This is a genomic window from Hyalangium gracile (assembly GCF_020103725.1).
GTDB lineage: Bacteria > Myxococcota > Myxococcia > Myxococcales > Myxococcaceae > Hyalangium > Hyalangium gracile.
The window spans coordinates 711,027-735,561 of record NZ_JAHXBG010000001.1; the positions used below are offsets into that span (position 1 = coordinate 711,027).

General features: G+C 71.0%; 18 protein-coding genes. 15 read left to right on the plus strand and 3 right to left on the minus strand.

Features of this window, described 5'->3' with window-relative positions:
• Positions 1-17 precede the first annotated feature (17 nt).
• Together KY572_RS03000 and KY572_RS03005 are read right to left on the minus strand one after the other, a co-directional pair.
• Positions 18-866, minus strand: coding sequence for an alpha/beta fold hydrolase (locus tag KY572_RS03000; RefSeq protein ID WP_224240605.1), 849 nt, complete (start codon positions 864-866; stop codon positions 18-20).
• A 4-nt stretch (positions 867-870) separates the two neighbouring features.
• Complete coding sequence (locus tag KY572_RS03005) at positions 871-1,593, minus strand: lysophospholipid acyltransferase family protein (RefSeq protein ID WP_224240606.1); 723 nt, start codon at positions 1,591-1,593, stop codon at positions 871-873.
• Between the two features lie 206 nt (positions 1,594-1,799).
• Between KY572_RS03005 and KY572_RS03010 the strand changes: the two genes are divergently transcribed.
• The 14 genes from KY572_RS03010 (at position 1,800) to KY572_RS03075 (ending at position 23,487) form a co-directional block, all read left to right on the plus strand.
• Positions 1,800-2,297 carry a hemerythrin domain-containing protein gene (locus tag KY572_RS03010; protein ID WP_224240607.1) on the plus strand — a complete coding sequence of 166 codons (498 nt, stop codon included), beginning with the start codon at positions 1,800-1,802 and terminating at the stop codon, positions 2,295-2,297.
• 133 nt (positions 2,298-2,430) lie between these two features.
• A complete protein-coding gene (locus tag KY572_RS03015; RefSeq protein WP_224240608.1) occupies positions 2,431-2,931 on the plus strand; it encodes a cell wall protein in 501 nt (166 codons plus the stop codon).
• 217 nt (positions 2,932-3,148) lie between these two features.
• The gene (locus KY572_RS03020) at positions 3,149-4,015 is read left to right on the plus strand and encodes a tryptophan 2,3-dioxygenase (RefSeq protein WP_224240753.1); all 867 of its coding nucleotides are present in this window, start codon (positions 3,149-3,151) and stop codon (positions 4,013-4,015) included.
• Positions 4,016-4,157: 142 nt separating this feature from the next.
• A complete protein-coding gene (locus KY572_RS03025) occupies positions 4,158-4,331 on the plus strand; it encodes a hypothetical protein (protein ID WP_224240609.1) in 174 nt (57 codons plus the stop codon).
• Positions 4,332-4,394: 63 nt separating this feature from the next.
• Positions 4,395-5,138, plus strand: a complete 744-nt coding sequence (locus tag KY572_RS03030; RefSeq protein ID WP_224240610.1) for a hypothetical protein — start codon at positions 4,395-4,397, stop codon at positions 5,136-5,138.
• Positions 5,139-5,245: 107 nt separating this feature from the next.
• Positions 5,246-6,364 carry an RMD1 family protein gene (locus tag KY572_RS03035; protein WP_224240611.1) on the plus strand — a complete coding sequence of 373 codons (1,119 nt, stop codon included), beginning with the start codon at positions 5,246-5,248 and terminating at the stop codon, positions 6,362-6,364.
• 123 nt (positions 6,365-6,487) lie between these two features.
• Complete coding sequence (locus KY572_RS03040) at positions 6,488-9,394, plus strand: sensor histidine kinase (protein WP_224240612.1); 2,907 nt, start codon at positions 6,488-6,490, stop codon at positions 9,392-9,394.
• 259 nt (positions 9,395-9,653) lie between these two features.
• Positions 9,654-11,498, plus strand: coding sequence for an OmpA family protein (locus KY572_RS03045; protein WP_224240613.1), 1,845 nt, complete (start codon positions 9,654-9,656; stop codon positions 11,496-11,498).
• A 630-nt stretch (positions 11,499-12,128) separates the two neighbouring features.
• Positions 12,129-14,039: an OmpA family protein gene (locus tag KY572_RS03050; RefSeq protein WP_224240614.1), complete on the plus strand. Its 1,911-nt coding sequence runs from the start codon at positions 12,129-12,131 to the stop codon at positions 14,037-14,039.
• 18 nt (positions 14,040-14,057) lie between these two features.
• On the plus strand, positions 14,058-18,599 hold the full coding sequence (gene agmC / locus KY572_RS03055) for an adventurous gliding motility protein AgmC (protein ID WP_224240615.1): 4,542 nt from the start codon (positions 14,058-14,060) through the stop codon (positions 18,597-18,599).
• Between the two features lie 747 nt (positions 18,600-19,346).
• Positions 19,347-20,807, plus strand: coding sequence for a response regulator (locus KY572_RS03060; protein WP_224240616.1), 1,461 nt, complete (start codon positions 19,347-19,349; stop codon positions 20,805-20,807).
• A 4-nt stretch (positions 20,808-20,811) separates the two neighbouring features.
• Positions 20,812-21,207, plus strand: coding sequence for a type II secretion system protein GspG (locus tag KY572_RS03065; RefSeq protein ID WP_224240617.1), 396 nt, complete (start codon positions 20,812-20,814; stop codon positions 21,205-21,207).
• A 186-nt stretch (positions 21,208-21,393) separates the two neighbouring features.
• The gene (locus tag KY572_RS03070; RefSeq protein ID WP_224240618.1) at positions 21,394-22,770 is read left to right on the plus strand and encodes a universal stress protein; all 1,377 of its coding nucleotides are present in this window, start codon (positions 21,394-21,396) and stop codon (positions 22,768-22,770) included.
• 126 nt (positions 22,771-22,896) lie between these two features.
• Entirely contained in the window at positions 22,897-23,487 is a 591-nt protein-coding gene (locus tag KY572_RS03075; RefSeq protein ID WP_317987800.1) for a Fis family transcriptional regulator, read from the plus strand.
• Between the two features lie 31 nt (positions 23,488-23,518).
• Here the strand turns inward: KY572_RS03075 and KY572_RS03080 are convergent, their stop codons facing one another.
• On the minus strand, positions 23,519-23,920 hold the full coding sequence (locus KY572_RS03080) for a hypothetical protein (protein WP_224240619.1): 402 nt from the start codon (positions 23,918-23,920) through the stop codon (positions 23,519-23,521).
• Between the two features lie 171 nt (positions 23,921-24,091).
• Here KY572_RS03080 and KY572_RS03085 point away from each other — a divergent pair, with 171 nt between their 5' ends.
• Entirely contained in the window at positions 24,092-24,487 is a 396-nt protein-coding gene (locus KY572_RS03085; protein ID WP_224240620.1) for a nuclear transport factor 2 family protein, read from the plus strand.
• The last annotated feature ends 48 nt before the right edge of the window (positions 24,488-24,535 follow it).

Consider the following 24,535-nt stretch of genomic DNA (forward strand, 5'->3'; position numbering starts at 1 on the left):
GTCCTGGTGTCCGGGTTTCAGGTGAGGTGTTGCAACAGGAAGTCACCGACGAAGGCATTGAAGGCCTGCGCATGGCTCATGTACGGCAGGTGGCTGGCCTCGCGGAGCACCTCCAGCCGCGCTCCGGGAATGCGTCGCGCCACGTCTCGCGCGTAGCCCAGCGGCACCAGCTGGTCTCTCGCGCCGTGGATGATGAGCGTGGGCACGCGCAGCTGCTCCAGCGCTCCCAGGTAGTCCGCCTCCAGCACGTCCCTCAGCCGGCGCAGCAGCTCCAGCGGGGAGAGCCGCCGGGCCTCGCGGACGATCTCCGCGCGCCCTTCGGGTGGCAGGTTCCTGCCACCCAGCACCCGCGCCACCGTGGGCGCGAAGACATACGCGAAGGGCTTGGGCATCCGCACCAGCGTGGACAGGCTCAGCGCCCAGCGCCGCACGCGCTGCACGCTGGCCACCGGCGACACCAGCACCAGCGCTCGCACGCGCTCCGGGTGCGCCAGGGTGAAGGCCAGCGACACCAGGCTGCCAAAGGAGGAGCCCAGCAGCGCGAAGCGCTCGGGCAGCCTCGCGTCCGCGTGCTCCAGCGAGGCCACGTTCCACTGCAGCGGCGTGTGCGTCATCGGCGTGCGCAGCGTTGGCGTCCACAGCAGCATCCGCAGCTCGGAGGCCAGCGGCGCCATCGGCGCGAAGGAGCGCCCCGAGGCCCCCAGCCCTGGCAGGCACACCACCGTCCGCGACACCTCCTCGCTGCCGCCCGGGAAGGTGAAGAGCCGCACCGGAGAGCCCCGCACCTGGCGCTGCTCGAGCAGCAGCTCATAGCCGGGCTGGATCTCCTCGGGCGAGGGGACGAATGGCGCGCGGGGCGTACTCATCGTCTCAAGCATGACACGCTCGCAGCAGGAGCCTCCGCACGCTGGCGGCCACCCTGTCTCGGAAGGCATGCAGCCGGGACTCGGGCGCGTTCTCCGGCGGCGGCTCGTGCGGTTCGCCGACCGCGAAGGTGATGCGCACCGGCAGTGGCAGCGGGCCCAGCCCCATCACCAGCGGCATGCGGTACTTCTCCTCCTCCGAGAGCCTCAGGCACAGCCGCTCCTCGCCCGGCGGGTAGAGGAAGGTGTCATCCACCCCGAAGCCCGCGAACGGGACGATGGGCACCCCCGCCCGCGCCGCCAGCCGCACGAAGCCCAGCGCCCGCTCCCAGCGCAGCGTGTAGCGCCCCTGCGGACGCTTGAACGTCTCTCGCGCGCCCCCGGGGTAGCACACCACCAGGTGGCCCTGGCCCAGCGCCGCCAGTGCGTTGTCCCGCGTGCCCTCCACGCCGCCCAGCCACGGCAGCACCGTGCGGATCAGCGGGATGCGGAAGAAGCCCTTCTCCGCCAGCCCCAGCGGATAGCGGCCCGTGGCCTGGTGCACCAGGTGGAAGAAGACGGGCGTCTCGTAGCCCCACACGCCGTGGTTGCCCACCAGCAGCACCGGGCCCCGGGTGGGAAGGTGCTCGGCGTCCAGCAGCCGGGCGCGGTGATACAGCGCCGACAGGGCCGCTCCCGCCTCGGCCAGACGGAATACGGCGTGGCGCGCTTTGCCGAAAAGGGTCTCCACGGGGGACGAAGATGGGGATGGGAATGCCTGCTGGCAGCCTGCCGCGCCCGTCCGAGCAGGCAGCCGGGCAAGCCCTCCACCTTCAGCCCGAGAGGCTCACGGGCGCCGCTGCTCGCGACGCCTCCTGCCGTCACCGTTACCCATATCGCTCGACAGCCCCGCGACCCATTGTCCCGGGGGCCCATCGTGCCGATGGTTGTGGAGCCATGGGACCCTTCGACATCCTCGCGGAGCAGCACCGCAAGCTGCAGGAGCGGCTCGAGTCCTTCGAGCCCGCGGAGGGCCCCGGTGAGCCCGACACGCAGCGCGAGCGCGTCGAGGCGCTGGTGGAGCTGCTACAGCTCCATGCCTGGCTCGAGGAGCGTCACCTCCTCCCGCTGCTGGCCCGCGTGGAAGGGCGCGTCCGGGCCCGCCAGGAGGCCGAGGATCACCTCACGATGCGCGAGCTCGTCGAGGAGCTGGAGACACTCGAGCCGGAGACGGACGAGTGGTGGGCCCGCCTCGTGGCGCTCGAGGATGTGGTCGCCGCCCACGCCCGCGAGGAGGAGACGGAGACCTTCCCGCGCCTGGCCTCCACGCTCGACACCGAGGAGCAGCAGGAGCTGAGCCAGGCCTTCCTCGGCGCGCCACAGCAACTGCGCTCGTGGGCATCCCCCCTGTCTGGTACCGAGCCTTCGCTCGCCGATTCCAGAGGGGATGCCTGACTCGCGACACAATTCTTTTATAAAGAGATTCGACAATCTCTGTCTTGAGAGCTATTGAGGCTCTGGAAGCTTTGAAGTACTTGATTCACGAGTCTCACTCACACCTCCACATACCAAGAGGGACCCCCCAACCATGTCTGTCGACAAAGCTTTTCGCGAGATGATCCGCAATGAGATCGAGGTTCAGCTCAAGCCCCTGCGCGCTGTGATTTCGCGCCTGGAGGCTGGCACCACGGACCTGGATGCGCTCAGGGATGTAGCGGAGCGTCTGGCTCCGGTGGCCGCGGCGATGGCGCCCCTGTTCGGCGCGCAGGTTTCCAAGGGCGCCAAGCGGGGCCCGGGCCGTCCGGCGAAGGCCGCCCAGCCCGTGGCCGGTGGCAAGCGCCGCGGCCGCAAGCCGGCCAACGACGGGGCGCGCGAGTGCGCCATCATCGATTGTGGCTCTCCGAGCCGGACCAAGGGCTACTGCGCCGCGCACTACCAGAAGCTGCGCATGCTGACCAAGACGAACCGTCGCCCCGCCGCGTGGGTGGACTACGCGCCGCCCAACAGCGTGGAGGACGTGAAGCTGCCCCGCGGCCGCGCCGCCGCGAAGGCCCTGGCCCAGGCGGCTCAGGGTGGCAGCTCAACCTGATACGTATGTCGTGAGACATGAAACGTCGAGACAGTGGCCTTCCGGACAATACCTCTCTGTCGTCCCATGGATGGGATGAGAGGGGGAGGGCGCCGCAAGCCTGTCTCAGCCAGGGCTCGGGCCGGGGGTGGCACGCATGCCGTGTCCTCCCGGCCTGCTTTTTCTGGCCGGCCAGCCATTGCGCCCGGTGGCTCGCGGGGGCATGAATGCTCCCCTCATGAACAAGCGCGAGATGGAGCCCGGCATCCTCACGGAGCTGGCCGGCCACACGACGTATGGCGAGTACCTGCAGCTGGACCGGTTGCTGGCCACCCAGGTGCCGCGCTCGCAGCCGCCCCACCACGACGAGATGCTGTTCATCATCCAGCATCAGACGAGCGAGCTGTGGATGAAGCTGCTCATCCACGAGCTCACCGCCTGCATCCGCTACGTGCAGTCCGACAAGCTGGAGCCCTCGTTCAAGATCTTCGCCCGCGTGGGCCACATCCAGCGCATGCTCTTCGAGCAGTGGAGCGTGCTGGAGACGCTCACCCCCAACGAGTACCTGGAGTTCCGCGCCGCGCTGGGGCACGCCTCGGGCTTCCAGAGCTTCCAGTACCACGCGGTGGAGATGCTGCTGGGCATGAAGGACGCCAGGACGCTGGGGCCCTTCAAGCACGTGCCGGCGCAGTACGCGGAGCTGGAGCGGCTGCTCGAGTCTCCCGGCCTGTATGACGAGTTCCTGCGGCACCTGTCTCGGATGGGGCACCCCATCCCCGCGGACCGGGCCCAGCGCGACTGGAGCCAGCCCTACGAGCGCAGCGAGCAGGTGACGGAGGTGTTCCGCCGCATCTACGAGAACACCGAGAAGCACTGGGATGCCTATGAGATGTGCGAGAAGCTGGTGGACACTGAGGAGCGCTTTCAGCTCTGGCGTTACCGTCACATGATGACGGTGATGCGCATCATCGGCTTCAAGCAGGGCACTGGGGGCTCCTCGGGGGTGACGTTCCTGCGCCGGGCGCTCGACACGCGCTTCTTCCCCGAGCTGTGGGATGTGCGCACCGAGCTGTCTCCCCCGCAGAGCCGGCGCCCCGCGTCATAGACAGACGGGAACCTCATTCCCCGCCGCGAGAGGGTTTGGGGCGTTTTGCCCCGGCCGCTCGGTGGGGGGCCATGGGCTCGGGCCGGCTGTCGCGCCATGCCTACCTTGAGGGATTGAAAACCCTTTCAAGGAGGAGCGCCCCATGGCCGAGCATGACAATCCCAACCCTCAGCCACGGCTGCCGGAGGATGAGGACCGTTTGAAGCGCCAGGCCGGAGACAGGCCCATGCCCACGCCGGGGCACATTGGCAATCTGCCGGATGATGCGCCGGGGCCGGGCAAGCCTGTCGTCTTCCCGCCGCGCGAGCCGCGTTGAGCGGCGGGCACGGGGGCTCGGGAGGGTTGCCTTCCCGCGCCCCACCCCTGCTAAACCGCGCGCATGCTCTCGTTCACGCTCGCCCTGGTGCTGACCGCCGCGAACCCTCCGCCCGTGGAGGCCTGGGCCCACAAGGCCTGTCCGCTCCCGAGGAAGGAGCCGGACTCCAACATCGAGTACAAGGCGCAATTGGGCGCGCGCGCCGACTGTCTCAAGAAGGCGATGAACAAGGCCATCGACAAGGTCATCGTCCCGCTCAAGAAGAAGGAGCCCGCCGCCTTCAAGGCGTGGATGGGGCTTCAGGCCGACTACAACCGGTGGATGGCGGAGGCGTGCGCCGCCGTCGAGGAGGCCAACTGGGTGGATGTCTCCACGGGGATGCGCACCATGGGTACAGGCTATGGCGGCACCGAGCAGGAGTGTCTCCAGCGGCAGTACGCCTGGCGCGGCTTCTACGCGGACGCGTGGGCGCGCGGTGACTGGAAGGCCGTCTCCACCGCGCTGGAGGCGTACGCGAAGACTTCTCCCAAGCTCCAGGAGAAGCTCCGCCAGTACCAGCAGCAGACGCAGGCGGCCGCGGCGAAGGCTCCGGCCCAGGCGCCCGAGTCGGAGAGCGTCGAGCGCATGCTCTCGAAGGAGGACTGGAAGGCCTACAACGAGCGGCTCGAGCGCGCCGCCACCGGGCCGAAGGCGCTCGCCGAGCGCCAGTGTGCCCTGGTGCCCAAGGCGGAGCCCACCTGCTCCGAGGCCTTCCGCGCCAGCCTCCTCTCACAGGTGGACCTGGGCGATGCGCTCGGGGTGCCGTAGGCGAGGCTGCCTACGGAGGATGCCTCCGTTCGTGCCGAACCTTTTGACGCGCTCGAGCTATCCCTTCGCGTGCCGTGGGAGGAGTGAGGGTAGACTGCTCGGCCCCTATGTCCGCAGAGCCCCTCATCCTCGAGAAGGCGTACGCCCTCTGCTATCGCATCTATGACGTCGCAGATGAGATAGACCTGGAGAAGGCTCGCCGTGCGTTCTCCCAGGACGCTCGCCGCCTGAAGCTCTCGCGCGAGAACAGCCAGTACATCCAGCTGCCCAACCCGCCTGTCGCCTACGAGCTGGGCCGCCGCGTGCTCGCCCTCCGGGGCGGCCCCGTCACCGTGGATGCCACCGCGCGCCTGTTCGACCATGGCGCCGCCTCCATCATCCTCGCCGTCCCCATCCCGGATGGCACCTCGTTCGAGCAGCTCGCCGGGCTGGCCGACGAGCTCTATGACAGCCAGGCCCTGGAGGCGCTCACCGGCGAGCTGATCGAGGGGGTGCGTAAGACCATCGCCCCCGCCGTCCACGAGCGCCGCACCTGGGAGCAGAACGAGAGCTATACCGTCCTCTTCGTCGAGCGCATCCGCGGCAACCCCTCCGCCGAGGACATCCTCGCCCGCGGGGACCTGGCCCGCCTGCTGCTGGGCGAGGTGGACTCGCGGCCCCTGTCCCGCGGCGAGAGCGAGGCCGTCATCCAGAACCGCTTCAGCTACTCGGTGGATGACCTGGTCGTCGTCGACTGGAACAGCGCCTTCGTCTACGAGCCCTCCGGCTCGCGCGACATTCCGGACCTGCTGGAGATTGCCAACGCCCAGCTGCTGGAGTTCCGCTTCTATGACGAGGTGCTGGACGGCCACATCGCCCGCATCCATGACCAGGTGCAGGCCCGGCGCCAGGGGATGATGACCCTGTTCCGCAGCCCCTACCGGGACCTGGTGCGCGAGACGCTCTCCACCCTGGTGGACCTCAACGAGTTCATCGAGCGGGTGGAGAACAGCCTGAAGATCATTGGCGATTTCTACCTGGCCAAGGTGTACGAGGCGGCGGTGCGCAGGCTGCGCATCCCCGCCTGGCAGGCCTCCGTCACGCGCAAGCACCAGCTCTTGGCGCAGACGTACGGGCTGCTCAAGGGCGAGGTGGACACCGCGCGCTCGCTCACGCTCGAGGCCACCATCGTCGCGCTGATCGTCCTGGAGATTGTCATGGCCCTGCTGCCCGCCTTCGGGCACTGAAGTCCGACGTTTCCATCCACCAGCGGACGCTGCCGGAGAGGGGCTCGGCAACAGGGGGGCGCTCGTGGGAGACTCCCTGGTGCGTAGGGTTGCTGCGAGCTCCACGCGTGGGGGGAAGTTCGAATGGCCGTGCCCGAGAGCAACCTCGTGGCTGCCGTGGAGCGTATGTCTCGAGCGCTCGAGCAGCTCGCCGCGGCGCCCTCCGTGCGCGCGGTGTTGGATGAGGTGGTGCGCTCTGCCGTGGGGACGCTGCGAGCCTGGCACGGCTCGGTGAGCTGGTGGGACGAGGAGGGCACCCTGCGCACCGTCGTCACCCCCGGGCTGCCCGAGGACGTGGCGGCCGCCACGGCGGCGCTGCTGATGCGCCAGCCGCTGGGGACGGCCGAGGCGCCGCGCGTGTACTCGGCCACCGGGCTCGGGCTGCACACGCTGCTCGAGGGCGAGCCCTCGCTGCGCGAGCGGGTGGCGCCGAGCGCCCTGATGGCCTACCCCGTGTTTCTCGCCGAGGGGGCCCGGGTGGGCGTGCTGGTGGGGTGGTTCCGCGAGCCCCCTCTGCCCGGCGAGGAGGTGGTGCGCCGCTTCGGGCTCTACGCCCAGCTGGCCGGCATCGCCCTGGCGAAGGACCGGATGGTGGAGGACTTCCGGCGCATGGCGGCTCGGGCCCGCGCCGAGGCCGAGCACGCCGAGGTGCTCAGGCTCAGCCGCTTCCAGGAGGTGACGGAGGCGTTCAGCCGCGCCCTCACCCGCACCGAGGTGGCTCGGGCGGTGCTGGCGCTGGGCCTGCCCGCGGTGGGCGCACAGGCCGGCACGGTGCACCTGGTGGTGCCAGAGGGGCAGCACGTGGAGCTCACCGCGTCCGTGGGGCTGGCCCCGGAGGTGGAGGCGGAGTTGCGGCGGATGCCGCGCGAGGGGGCGATGCCCGGCCATGAGGTGGCCCGCACCCGGGAGCCGGTATGGCTGGAGTCCTCCGAGGAACTGCACGCCCGCTACCCGGAGCTGGCCGCGCGCCCCGGCATGGGCGCCTGGCCCGCCTTCGCCTTCCTGCCGCTGCTGGCCGAGGGCCGGGTGATGGGCGTCATCGGCTTCGGCTTCGGCGAGCCTCGGCGCTTCAGCGGACCGGAGCGCTCCTCCATGCTGGGGCTGGCGCGCCAGTGCGGCCTGGCGATGGAGCGCGCCCTGCTCTACGAGCGTGAGCACGCGGCCCGGCTCCAGGCGGAGGCGGCCGGCCAGCGCCTGCGCCTGCTCGCGGATGCCAGCGCCCTGCTGGCCCACTCGCTGGAGTGGGAGGAGACGGTGGAGGGCGTGGCGCGGCTGGCCGTGGGCGCCTTCGCGGACCTGTGCATCGTGGACGCGCTCGAGGAGAGGCAGGTGCGCCGGCTGGCCGTGCTGCACGTGGACCCCGGCTGCGAGGAGGTGGCCCGGCGGCTCAAGGCCTTCGCGCCGGACCCGGAGCGCTCCTCCATCGTCGCGGCCATGCGCCAGGGCCGGCCCCTCCTCGAGCCGCGGATGACGCCCGAGCGCGCCGCCGAGCGGATGGGCAACCCGGACGTGGCCAGGCTCGTCCAGGAGCTGGGCGTCCACTCCTTCATCACCGCCCCCCTCATCGCCCGCCAGCGCACCCTGGGCGCGCTCTCCTTCGTCCGCGTGGGGGAGGCGCGTCCTTATATGGAGGAGGACGTGGCGCTCGCCGAGGAGCTGGCCCGCCGCGCCGCGCTCGCCATGGACAACGCGCGGCTGTTTCGCGCCACGCGCGCCGCGGAGGAGGAGAGCCGCCGGAGCGCCGCGCGCCTGCACCTGCTGGTGCGCGTCAGCCAGCTCGTCGCCGAGGCCGGGCTGAACCTGGGCCAGGTGCTCGAGGTGCTCGTCCACGAGGTGGCCGAGGCCATTGGCGACGGGTGCATCCTCCAGCTCGTCTCCGAGGACGGGCAGTTCCTGGAGCCCGCCGCCGTGCACCACCCGGAGCCCGCCGCGCGCCGGCTGCTGGAGCAGGCCGTCATCGTCCGCAGGCTGCGCGTGGGCGAGGGGCTGCAGGGAGCGGCCACCTCCATGGGGCAGACCATCCTCCTGGGCGCCCTGGAGCCCCAGACGCTGGATGGGACGGGGCCCGAGGCGGCGCTGCGGCCCTACCTCGAGCGCCACGGGCCCCAGTCCGCCATGGTGGTGCCGCTGGTGGCGCACGGCCGCGCCCGAGGCAGCCTCCTGGTGCTGCGCGAGGCCAGGGGCCGCCCCTACGGGAAGGATGATCAGCTGCTCTTGGAGAGCATCGCCAGCCGGGCGGCGCTGGCCATCGAGGACGCGCGGCTGTACGCGGCGGCGCTCCAGGCGCTGCGCCAGCGCGACGACTTCCTCTCCGTGGCCGGCCACGAGCTGAAGAACCCGCTCAACGCGCTGCAGCTCCAGCTGCGCGTGCTGGCGCGCAAGGTGCGCGAGGACAACCTCTCCGACAGCCTGGCCGAGCGCGCGGACCGGGTGGCCCGCACCGGCGAGCGCCTGGGGCTGCTCATCGAGGATCTGCTGGACGTCTCGCGCATCAACGCCGGCCAGCTCCGGCTCCAGCTGGGCGAGGTGGACCTGTGCTCGGTGGCGCGCGACGCCGTCTCGCGCATGGCCGAGGAGCTGTCGCGGGCCGGCTGCGAGGTGCGGGTGGAGGCGCCGGCGCCCGTGGTGGGCCTGTGGGACAGGCTCCGGCTGGAGCAGGTGGTGCTCAACCTGCTGTCCAACGCGGCCAAGTACGGCCAGGGCCGGCCGGTGCTCGTGCGCGTGGAGGCGGCGCCGGGGCAGGCGCGGCTGTCCGTGCGGGACGAGGGCTACGGCATCGCCCCCGAGGAGCACGAGCGCATCTTCCAGCGCTTCCAGCGCGCCGAGGCCACGCGCCACATCCAGGGCCTGGGCCTGGGGCTGTGGATCTGCCGGCAGATCGCCGAGTCCCACGGAGGCTCGCTGCGAGTGAAGAGCCAGCCCGGGCAGGGCTCCACCTTCATGCTGGAGCTGCCCAGGCCGGAATCCGGGACGAAGCCCCCCCCCGCCTAGGCTTTCGGCTCTCGTGGGTGGGTGGGGCCGGGGACTCAACCCGTTGGGGTGGTGGGGTAGAGCCGTACCCGGGGGGCAACAAACACGGTTTTTCTCTGGACGTTTGACGAATCCTCGACTTGTGTGCGCGCCCTGGTATGGACCGGGAGCAGCCCTCGGTCCGTAAAGCCACCCCAACGCCATCGTCGCTGCCCAGATGGATGACCGCATGAACCGACCCACCTCTCCCTCTACGCGAACGGGCACCTGTGCGGCCCGCATGAGCCTCCTCGCCGCGCTGGTGCTGAGCACCAGCTCCGTGGCACAGCCCGCGGGCCTGCCCGAGTTCGAAGTCGAGCGCCTGGAGTTCAACCCCAGCGGCGCCGGCTCGCTGCTGATCAACTCCGGCCAGCTGTTGCCCGGGGGCCGCATGCGCGTGGCCCTCATCGGCCACTACGAGAACCGGCCGCTCACTCCGGAGCTGGTGGATCCGAGCGCGGAGGGCGGGTTCCGTGAGGTGACGGTGGTGGCTCACCGCACCACCGGCCACCTGGTGGCCGCCTACGGCATGGGCGACGCGCTCGAGGTGGGCCTGCAGGTGCCGCTCATCATCAGCCAGGAGCAGGGTCGCGTCACCGACTCGCCCTTCGGCGCGCCCGAGGGTGGCTTCAAGCTGGGCACGCCCATCGCCAGCTTCAACATCGGCGTGCTCAACCAGTCCGAGGCCATCCCGGTGGACCTGGCGGCTGGCGTGAGCGTGGGCTTCCCCATCGGCAGCCCGGACTCGCTGGGCCGTGAGAACTCGCTGCGCGCCATTCCCCGCATCATGGTTGGCCGCGAGACGGAGGGCCTGCGCGCCGGCTTCGAGCTGGGCGCCGACCTGCGTCCGCGCGTGTCCATCGGCGAGGGTGACAACAACGAGGCCTACAACCGGCTGCGCCTGGGCGCCGCCGTGTCCTCCGTGGGCGAGGGCCTGCGCTACGAGGCGAACATCCTCATGTGGATTCCGTTCGGCCGTGAGTTCCTCACCGCCGAGACGCTGGTGGGCGTGCGTGGCCCCCTCTCCGACGACGTCGAGGTGTTCGCCATGGGCGGCGCCGGCTTCGGCGACACGCTGGGCAGCCCCAACTTCCGCGTCCTCATGGGCGCCGCCTTCGGTGGCATGCCGCCGCGCTGCGTGGCTGGCAGCAAGCACAACCCCGCCCAGTGCCCGGACCTGGACCTGGACGGCGACAACGTGAAGAACCGCGACGACGCCTGCCCCACCGACGGTGGCAAGGTGGACGCCAAGGGCTGCCCCATCAAGGATCAGGACCAGGACGGCGTGGCGGACGAGGCCGACAAGTGCCCCACGACGGCGGGCGCGGCCACCGCGGCGGGCTGCCCGGACCAGGACGGCGACAGCATCCAGGACTCCGAGGACAAGTGCCCCGCCCTGAAGGGCCCGGCCGACCGCGCTGGCTGCCCCGACACGGACGGCGACGGCCTGGATGACTCGGCCGACAAGTGCCCGAACGAGTCCGGCCCGGTGGACCGTCAGGGCTGCCCGGCGAAGGACTCGGACAATGACACCGTGCTGGATGAGCTGGACGGCTGCCCGAACGAGGCGGGCCTGCCCGAGCTGAAGGGCTGCCCGGCCAAGGACGCGGACAGCGACACGGTGGCCGACCACCTGGACAACTGCCCCGAGCAGGCCGGCCCCGCCGCCAACCAGGGCTGCCCCGCGGCGCAGAAGCAGCTGATCGCCATCAAGCAGGACCGCATCGACATCAAGGAGCAGGTGTTCTTCGACTCCAACGCGGCCACCATCCAGGCGCGCTCCAACACGCTGCTGGACCAGCTGGCCAACGTGCTCAACACCCACCCGGAGATCGTCAAGGTCGTCATCGAGGGCCACACCGATGACCGCGGCGCCGCGGACTTCAACCGCACCCTGTCCCAGCAGCGCGCGGAGGCGGTGCGTGACTACCTGGTGAAGAAGGGCGTGGCCACCGAGCGCCTGGAGCCCAAGGGCTTCGGTCCGGACCGCCCGGTGCAGCCGAACACCACCAGCGCGGGCCGCGCCGCCAACCGCCGCGTGGACTTCATCACCCGCTACGCGGACGACGCCGCGACGCAGCAGTAGTCCCGGGCGTGCCGCTCGGCGTATGAGCCGGGCACACGCGCGGTGAAGGGCCGAGGCACCGTGCCAGAGGGCATGGAGCCTCGGCCTTTTCATTTCGCAGGCAGCCTCCTCGAAGTGACATGTCAGCTTCCGCGCTGACACGTCCGCGCTCTGTCAGCGGTGCGCGCTGACATGCGGAGGCGGAGGGGCCCCTGGAGCCTGCTCGATGGCCCCCCGGACGAGGGGTGTGGCGCGTACCGGGCGTGGGTTGTGGCGAAACGCGGCACCGGCTTCAATGCGCCCGTCAAGTGTCCGGGAGCACTCATCATTTCGGCAAGCGGGGCAGGTGTTGCAGAACGCCTCGGCGCGGAATCACGCCACGCGCGCAGTGGCCATACCTCCGGGGTGGACGGGATGGCCCAAAGGGTAGGTACTAGCGTGGGCCATGGCATCCGAGTTGCTAGCTGTCTCTTCGCGGATCCGACGATCCACCGTGGCCGAGAAATGGAAAGTAGTTTCCAGCCCGACTAACACAACGGTGCTGGCCTGAAGCCACTGGGGGTGGAGCGTCGGGGCCTCTCCGGACGCGCCGCCTCCATCGCTCCTGCCTCTCCTCGCCCTTCACTGGCTCTTCGTAGGAAAGACGACGACATGACTGAAGCCACAACGCTCGCCCGTTGGCGGGCCCGAGCCCCCCGACGCGCGCACGCGCCCCGTTCCCTGCGGCCGCTGGCGCGTCTGCTGACGCTCGCCACCGCGCTGACGGGTGCCACCGCGCTCGCGCAGCCCGCGGGGCTGCCGGAGGTCGAGCTGGAGCGCCTGATCCTCAACCCGAGCGGGCAGGGTTCGCTGCTGCTGGGCACCGGCGAGCTGCTGCCTGGTGGCAGCTACCGCTTCTCGCTGCTCGGCCACTACGAGAACAACCCGCTGGTCATCTATCAGGGGGACGAGAAGCTGGGCTCGGTGGTGAAGCACCGGCTCACGGGCCACCTGGCGGCGGCGTACGGCCTGTCGGAGCGGCTCGAGGTGGCCATGCAGGTGCCCGTGCTGCTGATGCAGAGCGGGGATGACCTGAGCCGCCTGGGCCTGGGCGAGCCCCGCAAGGGCGTGGCGCTCGGTACGCCGTACCTCTCGCTGCGGCTGGGCGTGCTGTCCGAGCGCGCCGAGGATGCGGTGGACCTCTCGGTGGGCGTGCACGCGGGCCTTCCGCTGGGCAGCTCCACGGCGCTGGCGCGGGAGAGCTCCCTGCGCGCCTTCCCCAGTGTGATGGTGGGCAAGCGGTTCGGCTTCCTGCGCGCCGCGCTGGACGCGGGCATCTCGCTGCGCCCGAGCGCCGACTTCGACGGCGACACGGATGAGGGCGATGCGCTGGGCAACGAGGTGCGCCTGGGCGGCGTGCTGGCCACCACGGGCGAGGGGCTGCGCGGTGAGCTGAACCTCATCGGCAACATCCCCCTCCAGGAGGGCATCACCACCCTGGAGGCGCTGGCGGGCGCGCGGATGCCGCTGAGCGAGACGCTGGAGGGCTTCGCGATGGTGGGTGTGGGCCTGGGCCGCTCGCCCGGCACGCCCACCTTCCGAGGGTTGCTCGGCGTGGCCTACGGGAACGTGCCGCCCAAGTGCGTCGCGGGCGGCCAGCACAAGCCGGAGCAGTGCCCGGACCTGGATGACGACAACGACGGGGTGAAGAACCGCGCGGACAGCTGCCCCACGCAGGGCGGCCGGGTGGATGCGCAGGGCTGCCCGCTGAAGGACTCGGACGGGGACACGGTGCTGGACGCGGACGACCGGTGCCCGACGGTGGCCGGAGAGGTTGCCATCCAGGGCTGCCCGGACGCGGACAAGGACGGCATCGAGGACGCGGCGGACCAGTGCCCGCAGGCGGCCGGCGTGGCGCAGTTCCAGGGCTGCGCGGACACGGACAAGGACGGGGTGCAGGACTCGGCCGACAAGTGCCCGAGCGAGGCCGGCCCGCAGGAGCGTCAGGGCTGCCCGCCGAAGGACGCGGACAAGGACGGCTTCCTGGATGAGCAGGACAGCTGCCCGAACGAGGCGGGTATCCGCGAGCTGAAGGGCTGCCCGGCCAAGGACACGGACGCGGACACGGTGTCCGACCACCTGGACAACTGCCCGAGCGAGGCGGGCCCCGCCGACAACCAGGGCTGCCCGGCCAGGCAGAAGCAGCAGGTGGCCATCCAGACGGGCCGCCTCGACACAAGGCCGGTCTACTTCGACACCGGTAAGGCGACCATTCAGAAGCGCAGCTATCCGCTGCTGGACCAGTTGGCGAAGATCCTCGTGGAGCACCCGGAAATGGAGAGGATCCGCATCGAGGGCCACACGGACAACGCTGGCAAGCCGGCCGCCAACCTCACGCTGTCCCAGCGGCGCGCCGAGGCCGTGCGCGACTACCTCATCAAGAAGGGCGTGGCGCCGGAGCGCCTCGAGGCCAGGGGCTTTGGGCAGGAGCGGCCGATTGCTCCGAACACCACCTCCAAGGGCCGGGCGACCAACCGCCGGGTCGATTTCATCATCCAGCAGAACGAGGGCACCCAGCAGTAACCGGGGGACCAGACACACATGAATCGAATCCAGAAAACACTCCTCCAGGCCACGCTGTTGGCGGTCACTGTGTGCGCGCTGCCCGCGCTGGCCGGTCCGGATACCTACGGGCTGGGCATGGGCACCACGCCGCTCACCGTCAACACGCCGGGCACCGTCATCAACAGCTACGCCCAGGTGACGGCGCCCGCGGCTCCGGGCGACACCGCCCTCGTCGTCCCCAGCACCGCGGGCTTCTTCGTCGGCGATCTGGTGATGGTGATGCAGATGACGGGCATCGTGCCCGAGCCGCCCTCGGGTGGCCCCAGCCCGGTGGACATCTCCAATGACGCGGTGGGGCGCTGGGAGCTGGCCCGCATCACGTCGGTGGCGGGCACGACGATGAACCTGGATGGGCCGCTGGTGTACTCGTACGCGGCCAACGTCACCCAGGTCATCCGGGTGCGCGAGTACACAAACGTGACCATCACCCCCCCGGGTACCCTCACCGCGTCCCCGTGGAACGGGAGCACCGGTGGCGTGCTGGCCTTCCTGGCCAGCGGGACGGTGACGAACAACAACCCGGGTGGCATCAACGTCTCGGGCCGTGGCTTCCGGGGCGGCGCGGCGGTGGATGACACCTCCGGAGCGACGGGCTGCACGGGCCTGGACGAGGCGGCCCAGCAGGGCGCCCAGAAGGGCGAGGGCATCGCGTTCACGCGCTTCGGGCCGACGCAGACGGGCCGCGGCCGGGTCGCCAACGGTGGCGCCGGCGGTGTCTGCCTGTTGTCGGGCGGCGGCGGCGGTGGCAATGGCGGTACGGGTGGCCAGGGCGGTAACTCGGACCTGGACACGGACAGCAACCGCGCGGTCGGCGGTCAGGGCGGTGCGGCGCTGAACTACTTGCTGCTCAACCGCCTGGTGATGGGCGGTGGCGGCGGCGCGGGCCATGTCATCGGCAGCACCGGCTCGTCGGGTGGCGCGGGCGGCGGCATCCTCTTCATCCGCGGCAACGCGCTCTCCAGTCCTTCGAGCATCGTGGCCAACGGCGCCACGGGCGGCAGCACCAGCGCTCAGGACGGAGCCAGCGGCGGTGGCGGCGGTGGCACCATCTACCTGCGCTTCGCCGGCACGGCCACCTGCGGGCTGATCCAGGCGATTGGCGGCACCGGTGGTAACGCGAATGGCGGCACCGGCGTGGGGCCTGGCGGTGGTGGCGGTGGTGGTCGGGTCCTGCTGCAGCGAGGCAGCGGTACCTGCACCCCGACGACGGCCTCCGTCAACGGCTCGAGCGCGGGTGTTCAGCAGGATGCCTCGGCTCCGGGCGGCTCCCAATATGGCGCCCAGCCGGGCACCGCGGGCAGCTCCTCGGTCCTGACGACGGGCTTCCCCGCCACCATGCCCGTGCCGGTGGTCACCACCCCGGCCAACGGCTCGGTGACGAATGACACCACGCCGACCTACTCCGGCACGCTCGCCACCACGGCTCCGGCCGGCACCGAGGTCATCATCTACGTGGATGGCACCGAGGTCGCGCGCGTCGTCGCCAATGGCGCGGGCAACTGGACGTTCACGCCCACGGCCCCGCTGGCCGAGGGCAGCCACACCGTCTCCGCCGTGGCCATCAACACCGCGCAGGCCGTGCAGAGCTTGCGCAGCAACACCAACACCTTCACGGTGGACATCACTCCGCCCCCGGCCCCGGTGGTCAGCACCCCGGCCAACGGCTCCACCACCAACGACAACACGCCGACCTATACGGGCACGGCGGAGCCTGGCAGCACCGTCACGGTGTACGTGGACGGCAACCCGGTGGGCACCGCCGTCGCGAACGGCAGCGGCAGCTGGACGTTCACGCCGACCACGCCGCTGGCGGACGGCTCGCACACGGTGTACGCCACGGCCACGGACGTCACGGGCAACACCAGCGTCAACTCCAACACCAACACCTTCAACGTGGATGCCACGGCTCCGGCCGCGCCGGTGGTCAGCACCCCCGTGGACGGGGCTCGGACCAACGACACCACGCCGACCTACACGGGCACGGCCGAGGCCAACAGCACCGTCACGGTGTACGTGGACGGCAACCTGGTGGGCACCACCGTCGCGGACGCCAGCGGCAACTGGACCTTCACCCAGCCCACCGCCCTGCCGGAGGGCTCGCACGCGGTGTACGTCACGGCCACGGACGCCGCGGGCAACATCAGCCCGGACTCCAACACCAACACCTTCCTGGTGGACACCACGCCGCCGCCCACGCCGGTGGTCTTCACGCCGGCGGATGGCTCGGTCATCACCGACAACACGCCGACCTACACGGGCTCCGCCTCGGGGGCCACCATCGTCCGCATCTTCGTGGACGGCATCGAGATCGCCTTCACCACGGTGACGGGCGGCTCGTGGAGCTACACCCAGCCCACGCCGCTGCCGGATGGCCAGCACACGATCATGGTGATCGCCGTGGATGGCGCGGGCAACACCAGCCCGAACTCCAACACCAACACCTTCATCGTGGACACCATGCCGCCCCCGGCGCCGGTGGTGCTCACCCCGGCCAACGGCTCCACGAGCAACGACAACACGCCGACCTACACGGGCACGGCGGAGGCCAACAGCACCGTCACGGTGTACGTGGACGGCAACCCGGTGGGCACCACCACCGCGGACGCTAGCGGCAACTGGACGTTCACGCCGACCACGCCGCTGGCCGATGGCCAGCACGCGGTGTACGCCACGGCCACGGACGTGGTGGGCAACGTCAGCCCCAACTCCAACACCAACACCTTCACGGTGGACACCGTGGCCCCGGCCGCTCCGGTGGTGGTGACGCCGGCCAACGGCTCCACGACCAGCGACAACACGCCGACCTACACGGGCACGGCGGAGCCGAACAGCACCGTCACGGTGTACGTGGATGGCAACCTGGTGGGCACCACCACCGCGAACGCCAGCGGCGACTGGAGCTTCACGCCCACCACGGCGCTGCCGGATGGCCAGCACACGGTGTACGCCACGGCCACGGACGCCGCGAACAACGTCAGCCCCAACTCCAACACCAACACCTTCATCGTGGACACCACGCCGCCCGCGGCGCCGGTGGTGCTCTCCCCGGCCAACGGCTCGACCATCAGTGACAGCACGCCGACCTACACGGGCACGGCGGAGCCGGGCAGCACCGTCACGGTGTACGTGGATGGCAACCCGGTGGGTACCACCACCGCGGATGCCAGCGGCAACTGGACGTTCACGCAGGCCACGGCGCTGCCGGACGGCTCGCACACGGTGTCTGCCACGGCCACGGACGCCACGGGCAACACCAGCGGCAGCTCCAACACCAACACCTTCACGGTGGACACCACGGCTCCGGCCGCTCCGGTGGTGGTGACGCCGGCCAACGGCTCCACGACCAACGACAGCACGCCCACCTATACGGGCACGGCGGAGCCGGGCAGCACCGTCACCGTCATCGTGGACGGCAACCCGGTGGGCACCACCACCGCGAACGCCAGCGGCGACTGGAGCTTCACGCCCACCACCGCGCTGACCGAGGGCCAGCACACGGTGAGCGCCACGGCCACGGACGCCGCGGGCAACACCAGCCCGCAGTCCAACACCAACACCTTCACGGTGGACCTCACCGCTCCGACCGCCCCGGTGGTGACCACTCCGGCCGACGGCGCCGTCCTCGGCGACAACACGCCGACCTACACGGGCACGGCGGAGCCGGGCAGCACCGTCACGGTGTACGTGGACGGCAACCCGGTGGGCACCACCACCGCGGATGCCAGCGGCAACTGGACGCTCACGCCCACCACGGGCCTGTCCAACGGCCAGCACACGGTGAACGCCACGGCCACGGACGCCGCGGGCAACGTCAGCCCGCAGTCCAACACCAACACCTTCACCGTGAACGCCACCATCCCCGCCGCCCCGGTGGTGACCGGCCCCGCCGACAACACGGTGACCAACGACAACACGCCCACCTTCACGGGCACCGCCGAGCCGGGCAGCGTCATCACCGTCATCCTCAACGGCACGCCGGCGGGCACCACCACCGCGGACGCGAGCGGCAACTGGACGTTCACGCCGACCACGCCGCTGGCCGATGGCCCGTACGTGCTCACCGTCACCGCCACGAACAACGCGGGCAACGTCAGCCCCGAGTCCAACGCCGTCGACTTCGTCGTCGACACGGCGCTGCCCGAGACGGAGATCGTCTCCGGGCCCTCGGGTGACACCGACAACCCGGACGCCACGTTCGACTTCAACTCGAACGAGGCGGGCGTGACGTACGAGTGCAGCCTCGACGGTGGCGCCTACGCGCCGTGCTCGGACCCGGACACCTTCGAGGGCCTCGCCGTGGGCGGGCACACCCTCAGCGTGCGCGCGAAGGATGCGGCGGGCAACGTGGACCCGACGCCGGCCACCGCCACCTGGAACGTCCAGGAGGACTCCCAGGAGCCCCCCAACCTCAACTTCCGTGGCGGGGGCTGCGCCTCCACGAGCGGTGGGCCGTCGGCGCTGGGGCTGATGGGGCTGGCGGTGCTGGCCGCGCTGCTGGCGCGCAAGCGCCGCGTGTAGTGCCTCGCGGCCTGCCCTCTCCTCTCGAGGGGGCAGGCCTCACGGCCCGGAGCCTGGCGGTCCGAAGAAGTCTCTTCACGACGCGCGTGAGAGGCTGCGCCACCTGAACCGGGCAGAGAACCCGAGCCCGCACCCGCGCCGGGTGTGCCCTCCTGCCGGGCGGACCTTGTCCGAACTGGTCTACTTGTCATACCAGTTGGGAACCGGTCCGCGCACAGGGCGCCTCCCTGGCCAGGCGGTTGTGTGGGCACAGCCCTCGGCGGGACTGGAGCACCCCGCGAAGAGCCTGGGGAAGGGGTGGGTTCTCACCACCTCGCGGATGGCGCCGCCGCGGCGATCGCGGCCCCATAGCGGGGACGACCGGCTGGACGGAGCGCTCGTCCTGCCCGGACGCCGGCCCTCTCACCTGGCCCTTCCTCCAGCAGCGCTGGCTCGTCACAGCAAGGCCGTTTGTCGTTTGATGTGGGATGGCCCCTACTCAGTGGGGCCTGCCTCCGCCGGCACGGTTGTGGCCCCTGCGAGCCGCCGGTGTCGGAGGGGCCACGAGCGCGGCGGCGACCCCTGGGGTCAGCCAAAGCCCAGAGCCCTCCGAGGGCCCGGCTGGTGGCTGAGGGAACAGATGAGGGTCCCCGGAGACCTCGGGCTTGTTTTGATCGCTCCCTGTGTGGGACCCGGTGGGGTAGTCTCGGAGCGTTCGGAAAGGAATGCCCCGTGGCCCGCCCTCGGGCGGCCGAGACCCCGTCTCTGATGAGTGCCTCCAGTCCCCTCTTTGGTGACCTCCTACTCAAGCTGGGCATCGTCACGCCCAGCCAGGTACAGGAAGCGCTCGCGCTGCAATCCCTCACCGGACAGCGCGTGGGCGAGGCCCTCATCTCCCTGGGCTACGTCACCCGCGAGCAGATCCAGGACGCGCTCGGCGAGGCGCTGGGGCTCAACAGCGAGCGCAGCGCCGCGCACCCGCCGCTGGGCGAGCTGCTGGTGGGGATGAAGTACATCTCCCTGGGGCAGCTCGAGGAGGCGCTCGCCTTCCAGCGCAAGGATGGGCGCAAGCTCGGTGAAATCCTCGTCGAGATGGGCCACTGCACCTACAAGCAGATATACGAGGCGCTCAGCCTGCAGGGCCGCATCTCCGGGCGCCAGGAGCCGCCGCGGCCGGCCACCGAGGGCAAGCACCGGGTGATGGTGGTGGATGACAGCCCGCTGGCGTGCGCCTTCGTGCAGGAGGGCCTCGAGGCGCTGGGCTACGAGGTGCTCTGCTTCGACGACCCGTACAAGGCGCTGGAGCAGGTGAGCAAGGTGCAGCCGGCCATCGTCCTGACGGACCTGGACATGCCGGGGCTGGACGGGGTGGAGCTGTGCCGGCGGCTGAAGGACGGGCCGGCGCGGCAGGTGCCCGTCATCATCCTCACCGCCAACGACGGCGAGACGGAGCGCGTGCAGGGCCTGCGCGCCGGCGCGGACGACTACGTCAACAAGTCCGCCTCCATGGACGAGCTGTCCGCGCGGATCGAAAGCGTCATGCGCCGCACGGGCGAGACGGAGCGCATGCGCAAGCTGTTCGCGCGCTACACCTCCGACGCGGTGGTGGACGAGATTCTCAAGAGCCCGGACACGGTGGTGCTCACCGGCGAGAAGCGCGAGGTGACGGTGCTCTTCGCGGACATCCGCAACTTCACCGGGCTGGCGGAGAGCCTGCCTCCCGAGCAGGTGGTGGGTGTGCTCAACCAGGTGCTCGGGCGGCTGTCGGACGCGGTGCTGACGGCGGGCGGCACGCTGGACAAGTTCCTCGGGGACGGGCTGATGGCGGTGTGGGGCGCGCCGGTGCACCGCTCGGACGATGCGCTGCGCGCGCTGCAGGCCTCGAAGATGATGATGACGGCCATGGAGGAGCTGCGCACGCAGGCGGAGGTGGAGTGGGCGGCCAGCAGGAGCGACGGCCGGCCGCTGGTGCTGGAGCTGGGCATCGGCATCAACTCGGGCGTGGTGGTGGCCGGCAACATCGGCGGCGCCATGCGCACCGAGTACACCTGCATCGGCGACGCGGTGAACGTGGCCGCGCGCCTGTGCGCCCTGGCCGGCCCGGGAGAGATTCTGGTGGGCGAGCGCACCCGCGAGCTCGTCCAGGGCCGCGAGATGGCGTTCGAGGATCTGCCGCCGGTGCGGCTCAAGGGCAAGCAGCAGCCCGTGCCCCTCTACCGCGCGCTGTGAGGCCATGAGCGAGCAACCCCCTGTCCAGAAGCGTCCCTCGCCGCTGCGGCTCTTCCTGGGCATCGCGGTGGTGGTGTGCGTGGCGGTGACCACCGCGACGCTCGCCTTCCGTCGCCCGGAGGATCCCTCCTGGCCGCGCGTCCACGCGGACCTGACGGCGCTCAACGAGGCGCTCCAGAAGTACCACGCGAAGCACGGCCGCTACCCCGACGAGCACGGCACGCTGCAGGTGCTCGTGCCCGAGTTCCTGCCCGCGGTGCCGGTGGACCCGTGGGGGCGGCCGTACGTGTACGAGAACAACGGCAGGAAGCCGCTGCTCATCACCTTCGGCCAGGACGGCGAGCGCGGAGGGATGGGCGTCGAGCAGGACCACAACCAGGACGACGGCCACGTGCGCTGAGCAGCCGAGGGAGCCGGGGCTCCCCGTGTCGGCTCCGCGCCGGCCATGCGAGGCGTGCGGGCGTGGGCGCGCGCTCGCCTGTCTCTCCCGGTGATGAGCACCGTGAGGCTGTCTCGTGGCGCTGAGGGAGGCAGCGGCTTCGCGTGTTCTCTCCTTGGAGCCTCGAGCGCTCGCAGGAGGTCCGCCATGCCTGTCGTCTGCGTCACGAACCTGTCCCCGCACTCGATGAGAGCAGGCACCGCCGCCGCGGCCGTGGCCATCCGACTCCAGGAACCCCTGGCGCTGTATGGCGTGGCGGACCAGGAGGCAGCGGCCGCCGAGGGCACGCAGCCCCTGCGCGAGCGGCTCGAGCTGGAGGCCTCTCGGCTGCGCGCGCTGGGCGCGCGGGTGCACTCGGTGAGGCTCTCCCGGCTCGAGGAGCTGGTCAGCGACGAGGAGTGCCGGCAGGCCCGGTGGCTGGTGGTGGCCTCGGACGGCTGGCACACCTCGGCCCTGCGCCGCGCCCTGCCCCCCGAGAAGCTGGTGCGCCGCGCCTGCGCCCCGGTGCTGGTGGTGCGCAACGACGGGGCGCTGGTGGACTGGGCGCGCGGCCGGCGGCGCCTGCTGGTGCTGGCGGGCGTGGATGCCCAGGACGCTTCGGACGGCTCGGCGGCCTTCCTGCACGCGCTGCGCGAGGTGGGGCCGTGTGACGTGATTGCCGCGTACGTCTGCTCGCCGCCGGAGCAGCGCGAGCGGCTGGGCATCCACACCCCGGTGCGCGTGGAGCTGCTGGACCCCGTGGTGCGCGGGATTCAGGCGTTGGATCCGATGGTGGAGCAGGTGCTGCGCCGCGAGCTGAAGGAGCGCGTGGGAGAGCTGCCGGGAGAGGGCCGGCTGGAGCTGCACCTGGAGCCCGGCTACGGCCGGCGCGCGGACCACCTGCTGCACGTGGCGCGCGAGCGCGGAGCGGACCTGGTGGTGGTGGGCACGCACCAGCGCGCGGGCCTGCAGCGGTGGTGGCACGGCTCGGTGTCCGAGGGCGTGCTGCGGCACGCCGAGCAGTCCGTGGTGTGCGTGCCTCCCCAGCAGGGAGCATCCCGGCAGCCCTCGCCGCCGCGCACGCTGCTGGTGCCGGTGGACTTCAGCGAGGCGAGCCTGCGGGCCATCGCCCAGGCGCGCCTGATGGTGGGCGAGGGCGGGCGCATCCACCTGCTGCACGTGCACCACAAGCGGCTGGGAGACCCGGACTGGACGGACCACTACGGCGTGCTGCCCGAGCCCCCCGCCGAGCGCCAGGAGGTGCTGCGCCGGCTGGAGGCGCTGGTGCCCCAGGGCGAGCAGGGCGTGCGCTGGAGCGTGGAGGGCGTGAGCGCCGCGGACATCCCGGTGGCCATCTGCCAGGCCGCCGAGCGCGAGGGGGTGGACCTGGTCTGCGTGGGGGCCACGGAGACGCGGCTGGGCCGCATCGGCGGCCTTGCCCGGGAGCTGATGGCGCGCTGCCACCGCCCTGTCCTGGTGGTGCCACCCACGGCGGCGGCCGGAGAACCCCGGGGGTGGGCCCCCGAGGGCATCCACCAGCAGTGAAAATCCGCCCTGCCTGGATTCTCGAGGCCCAAAAATCGGCCTGATACGGGCCTGAGGCATTCGACGGCCAACCCGCTGGGGCGTTAGACTGCGCCAAACCTCTTTTTCGGGGAAGGAAGGTTTGACGTGTTGATACCGCGCGGCTATCGCGAAGAGGAGCTCGTCTCGAACCGCGCCTCGTTGTTGCTCTATGGGGGGACGGAGGAGGAGCGGCGTGCGTGGGCGCAGGAGGCGGCACATCACTTCGAGCAGGAGGGCGCGCTCATCGAGGTGCGCCAGGCGTCGGAGCTCGCCGAGGCGCTGAGGCGCCCCAAGGGCGTGGTGCTCATCGCGGACGTGTCGAAGCTGGGGCTGGAGGCGCAGGGCACCATCCTGCGCTGCCTGCAGACGCAGGAGGAGCGGCCCAAGCTGGTGCTGGGGATGACGGGCTCGGCGGAGTCGGCGCTGGAGCGCGGCGCGCTGCGAGAAGACTTGCACTACCGGCTGCACCAGGCGCAGGTGGACCTGAGCGCGCCGGGGCTGCGCGAGCAGCTGAAGAAGCGCTGGGCGGTGCTGGCGGAGCAGCGCGCGGCGAAGGAGGCGGCCGAGCGCGAGCAGGCCGAGCGCGAGCGTCAGGAGGCCCTGGTGCGCAAGCCGGGCACGGTGACGCGGCTGACGCCGCAGCAGCGCAAGGTGCCGCAGGCGAAGGCGGCCCCGCGCAAGGCCAGCCGAAGGTAGCGCGTGCCGCCCCACGCGGTGGGGTGGGGCGTCAGGGCAGCTTGTCGAGCTGGAGGGCGATGAGGTGGAAGCCTCCGCCCATGTAGTCCCAGCCGAGCCGCTGGGCGCGCTTCACCACGGCCTCGAGCTGGGTGGAGCCCAGCACCGTCTTGAAGCCGAGCTTCCTGGCATCCCGGCACAGGGCGACGACGATGGCGTCGAGCGCCCGGTCGCGCACGTCCTTGGGAGCTTCCTTGAAGGCGATGAGGCTCTCGACCCAGGCGACGGAGCTGTCGGTGCGGTAGAGGAAGCCGGCGGCGATGCCCGGGACGATGTAGCCCGTCTGGGGCAGGGCCTCGGGGACCATCGTCTCATTGAAGAGCTCGAACCAGCGAGCGACTTCCGTGAAGTGCTGCTCCGGGACGTACGGGATGGGCGTCAGCTCTCCGGACATGGGTGCTCTCCAGGGCTCGGGCCTCGGCGGGGCGGAGGGCCGCGGCCGGGCGGAGCCAGGGGCCATTGCTAGCCCAGGAACCCCGGAACGCAAAGAGCGTGCTCGGAGCCGGGGTGTCCAGGGATGATGGACGTGGGGGGCCGTGTGGAACCCGGAACGAGGAGCACGAGGATGGATGACAAGAGCGTGGCGCAGCGGGCCGCGGAGGTGGTGGAGCGCTCGCAGCGGGCGCTGGCGCGCAAGGAGCTGGAGGAGTACCTGGCGTGCTTCGCGGAGGACGCGGAGCTGTTCGACCCGATGGCGCCGCCCATGAAGGGGCACGCGCAGATGCGCCAGGGGCTGCAGGGGCTGATGCAGCTGATGGCGCGGGTGGAGCTGCTGGAGCTGAAGCTGTTCCCGGTGAAGCGCTCGGTGGGCTTCAAGGTGACGATCCGCTTCGTGACCCACACGGGCCGCGAGGCCGTCATGGAGTCGGTGGAAGTCTTCGAGGTGAACGAGGACTTCAAGATCAGCAAGGCGACGAGCTACTGGGACCCCGAGCCGCTGATGAAGCTGCTCGCGCCGTAGGAGCTGGCGGGCCTCCCTGTCGGCGGCGCGCCGGACCCACCTGTATGA

What these genes read in the sequence shown, in the direction of transcription:
- KY572_RS03020 (WP_224240753.1), top strand. Translation starts at nt 3,149, where the DNA reads ATGAACAAGCGCGAGATGGAGCCCGGCATCCTCACGGAGCTGGCCGGC.
- KY572_RS03045 (WP_224240613.1), top strand. Translation starts at nt 9,654, where the DNA reads ATGAGCCTCCTCGCCGCGCTGGTGCTGAGCACCAGCTCCGTGGCACAG.
- KY572_RS03035 (WP_224240611.1), top strand. Translation starts at nt 5,246, where the DNA reads ATGTCCGCAGAGCCCCTCATCCTCGAGAAGGCGTACGCCCTCTGCTAT.
- KY572_RS03010 (WP_224240607.1), top strand. Translation starts at nt 1,800, where the DNA reads ATGGGACCCTTCGACATCCTCGCGGAGCAGCACCGCAAGCTGCAGGAG.
- KY572_RS03085 (WP_224240620.1), top strand. Translation starts at nt 24,092, where the DNA reads ATGGATGACAAGAGCGTGGCGCAGCGGGCCGCGGAGGTGGTGGAGCGC.
- KY572_RS03015 (WP_224240608.1), top strand. Translation starts at nt 2,431, where the DNA reads ATGTCTGTCGACAAAGCTTTTCGCGAGATGATCCGCAATGAGATCGAG.
- KY572_RS03000 (WP_224240605.1), bottom strand. Translation starts at nt 866, where the DNA reads ATGAGTACGCCCCGCGCGCCATTCGTCCCCTCGCCCGAGGAGATCCAG.
- KY572_RS03060 (WP_224240616.1), top strand. Translation starts at nt 19,347, where the DNA reads ATGAGTGCCTCCAGTCCCCTCTTTGGTGACCTCCTACTCAAGCTGGGC.
- KY572_RS03030 (WP_224240610.1), top strand. Translation starts at nt 4,395, where the DNA reads ATGCTCTCGTTCACGCTCGCCCTGGTGCTGACCGCCGCGAACCCTCCG.
- KY572_RS03025 (WP_224240609.1), top strand. Translation starts at nt 4,158, where the DNA reads ATGGCCGAGCATGACAATCCCAACCCTCAGCCACGGCTGCCGGAGGAT.
- agmC (WP_224240615.1), top strand. Translation starts at nt 14,058, where the DNA reads ATGAATCGAATCCAGAAAACACTCCTCCAGGCCACGCTGTTGGCGGTC.
- KY572_RS03040 (WP_224240612.1), top strand. Translation starts at nt 6,488, where the DNA reads ATGGCCGTGCCCGAGAGCAACCTCGTGGCTGCCGTGGAGCGTATGTCT.
- KY572_RS03065 (WP_224240617.1), top strand. Translation starts at nt 20,812, where the DNA reads ATGAGCGAGCAACCCCCTGTCCAGAAGCGTCCCTCGCCGCTGCGGCTC.
- KY572_RS03050 (WP_224240614.1), top strand. Translation starts at nt 12,129, where the DNA reads ATGACTGAAGCCACAACGCTCGCCCGTTGGCGGGCCCGAGCCCCCCGA.
- KY572_RS03070 (WP_224240618.1), top strand. Translation starts at nt 21,394, where the DNA reads ATGCCTGTCGTCTGCGTCACGAACCTGTCCCCGCACTCGATGAGAGCA.
- KY572_RS03080 (WP_224240619.1), bottom strand. Translation starts at nt 23,920, where the DNA reads ATGTCCGGAGAGCTGACGCCCATCCCGTACGTCCCGGAGCAGCACTTC.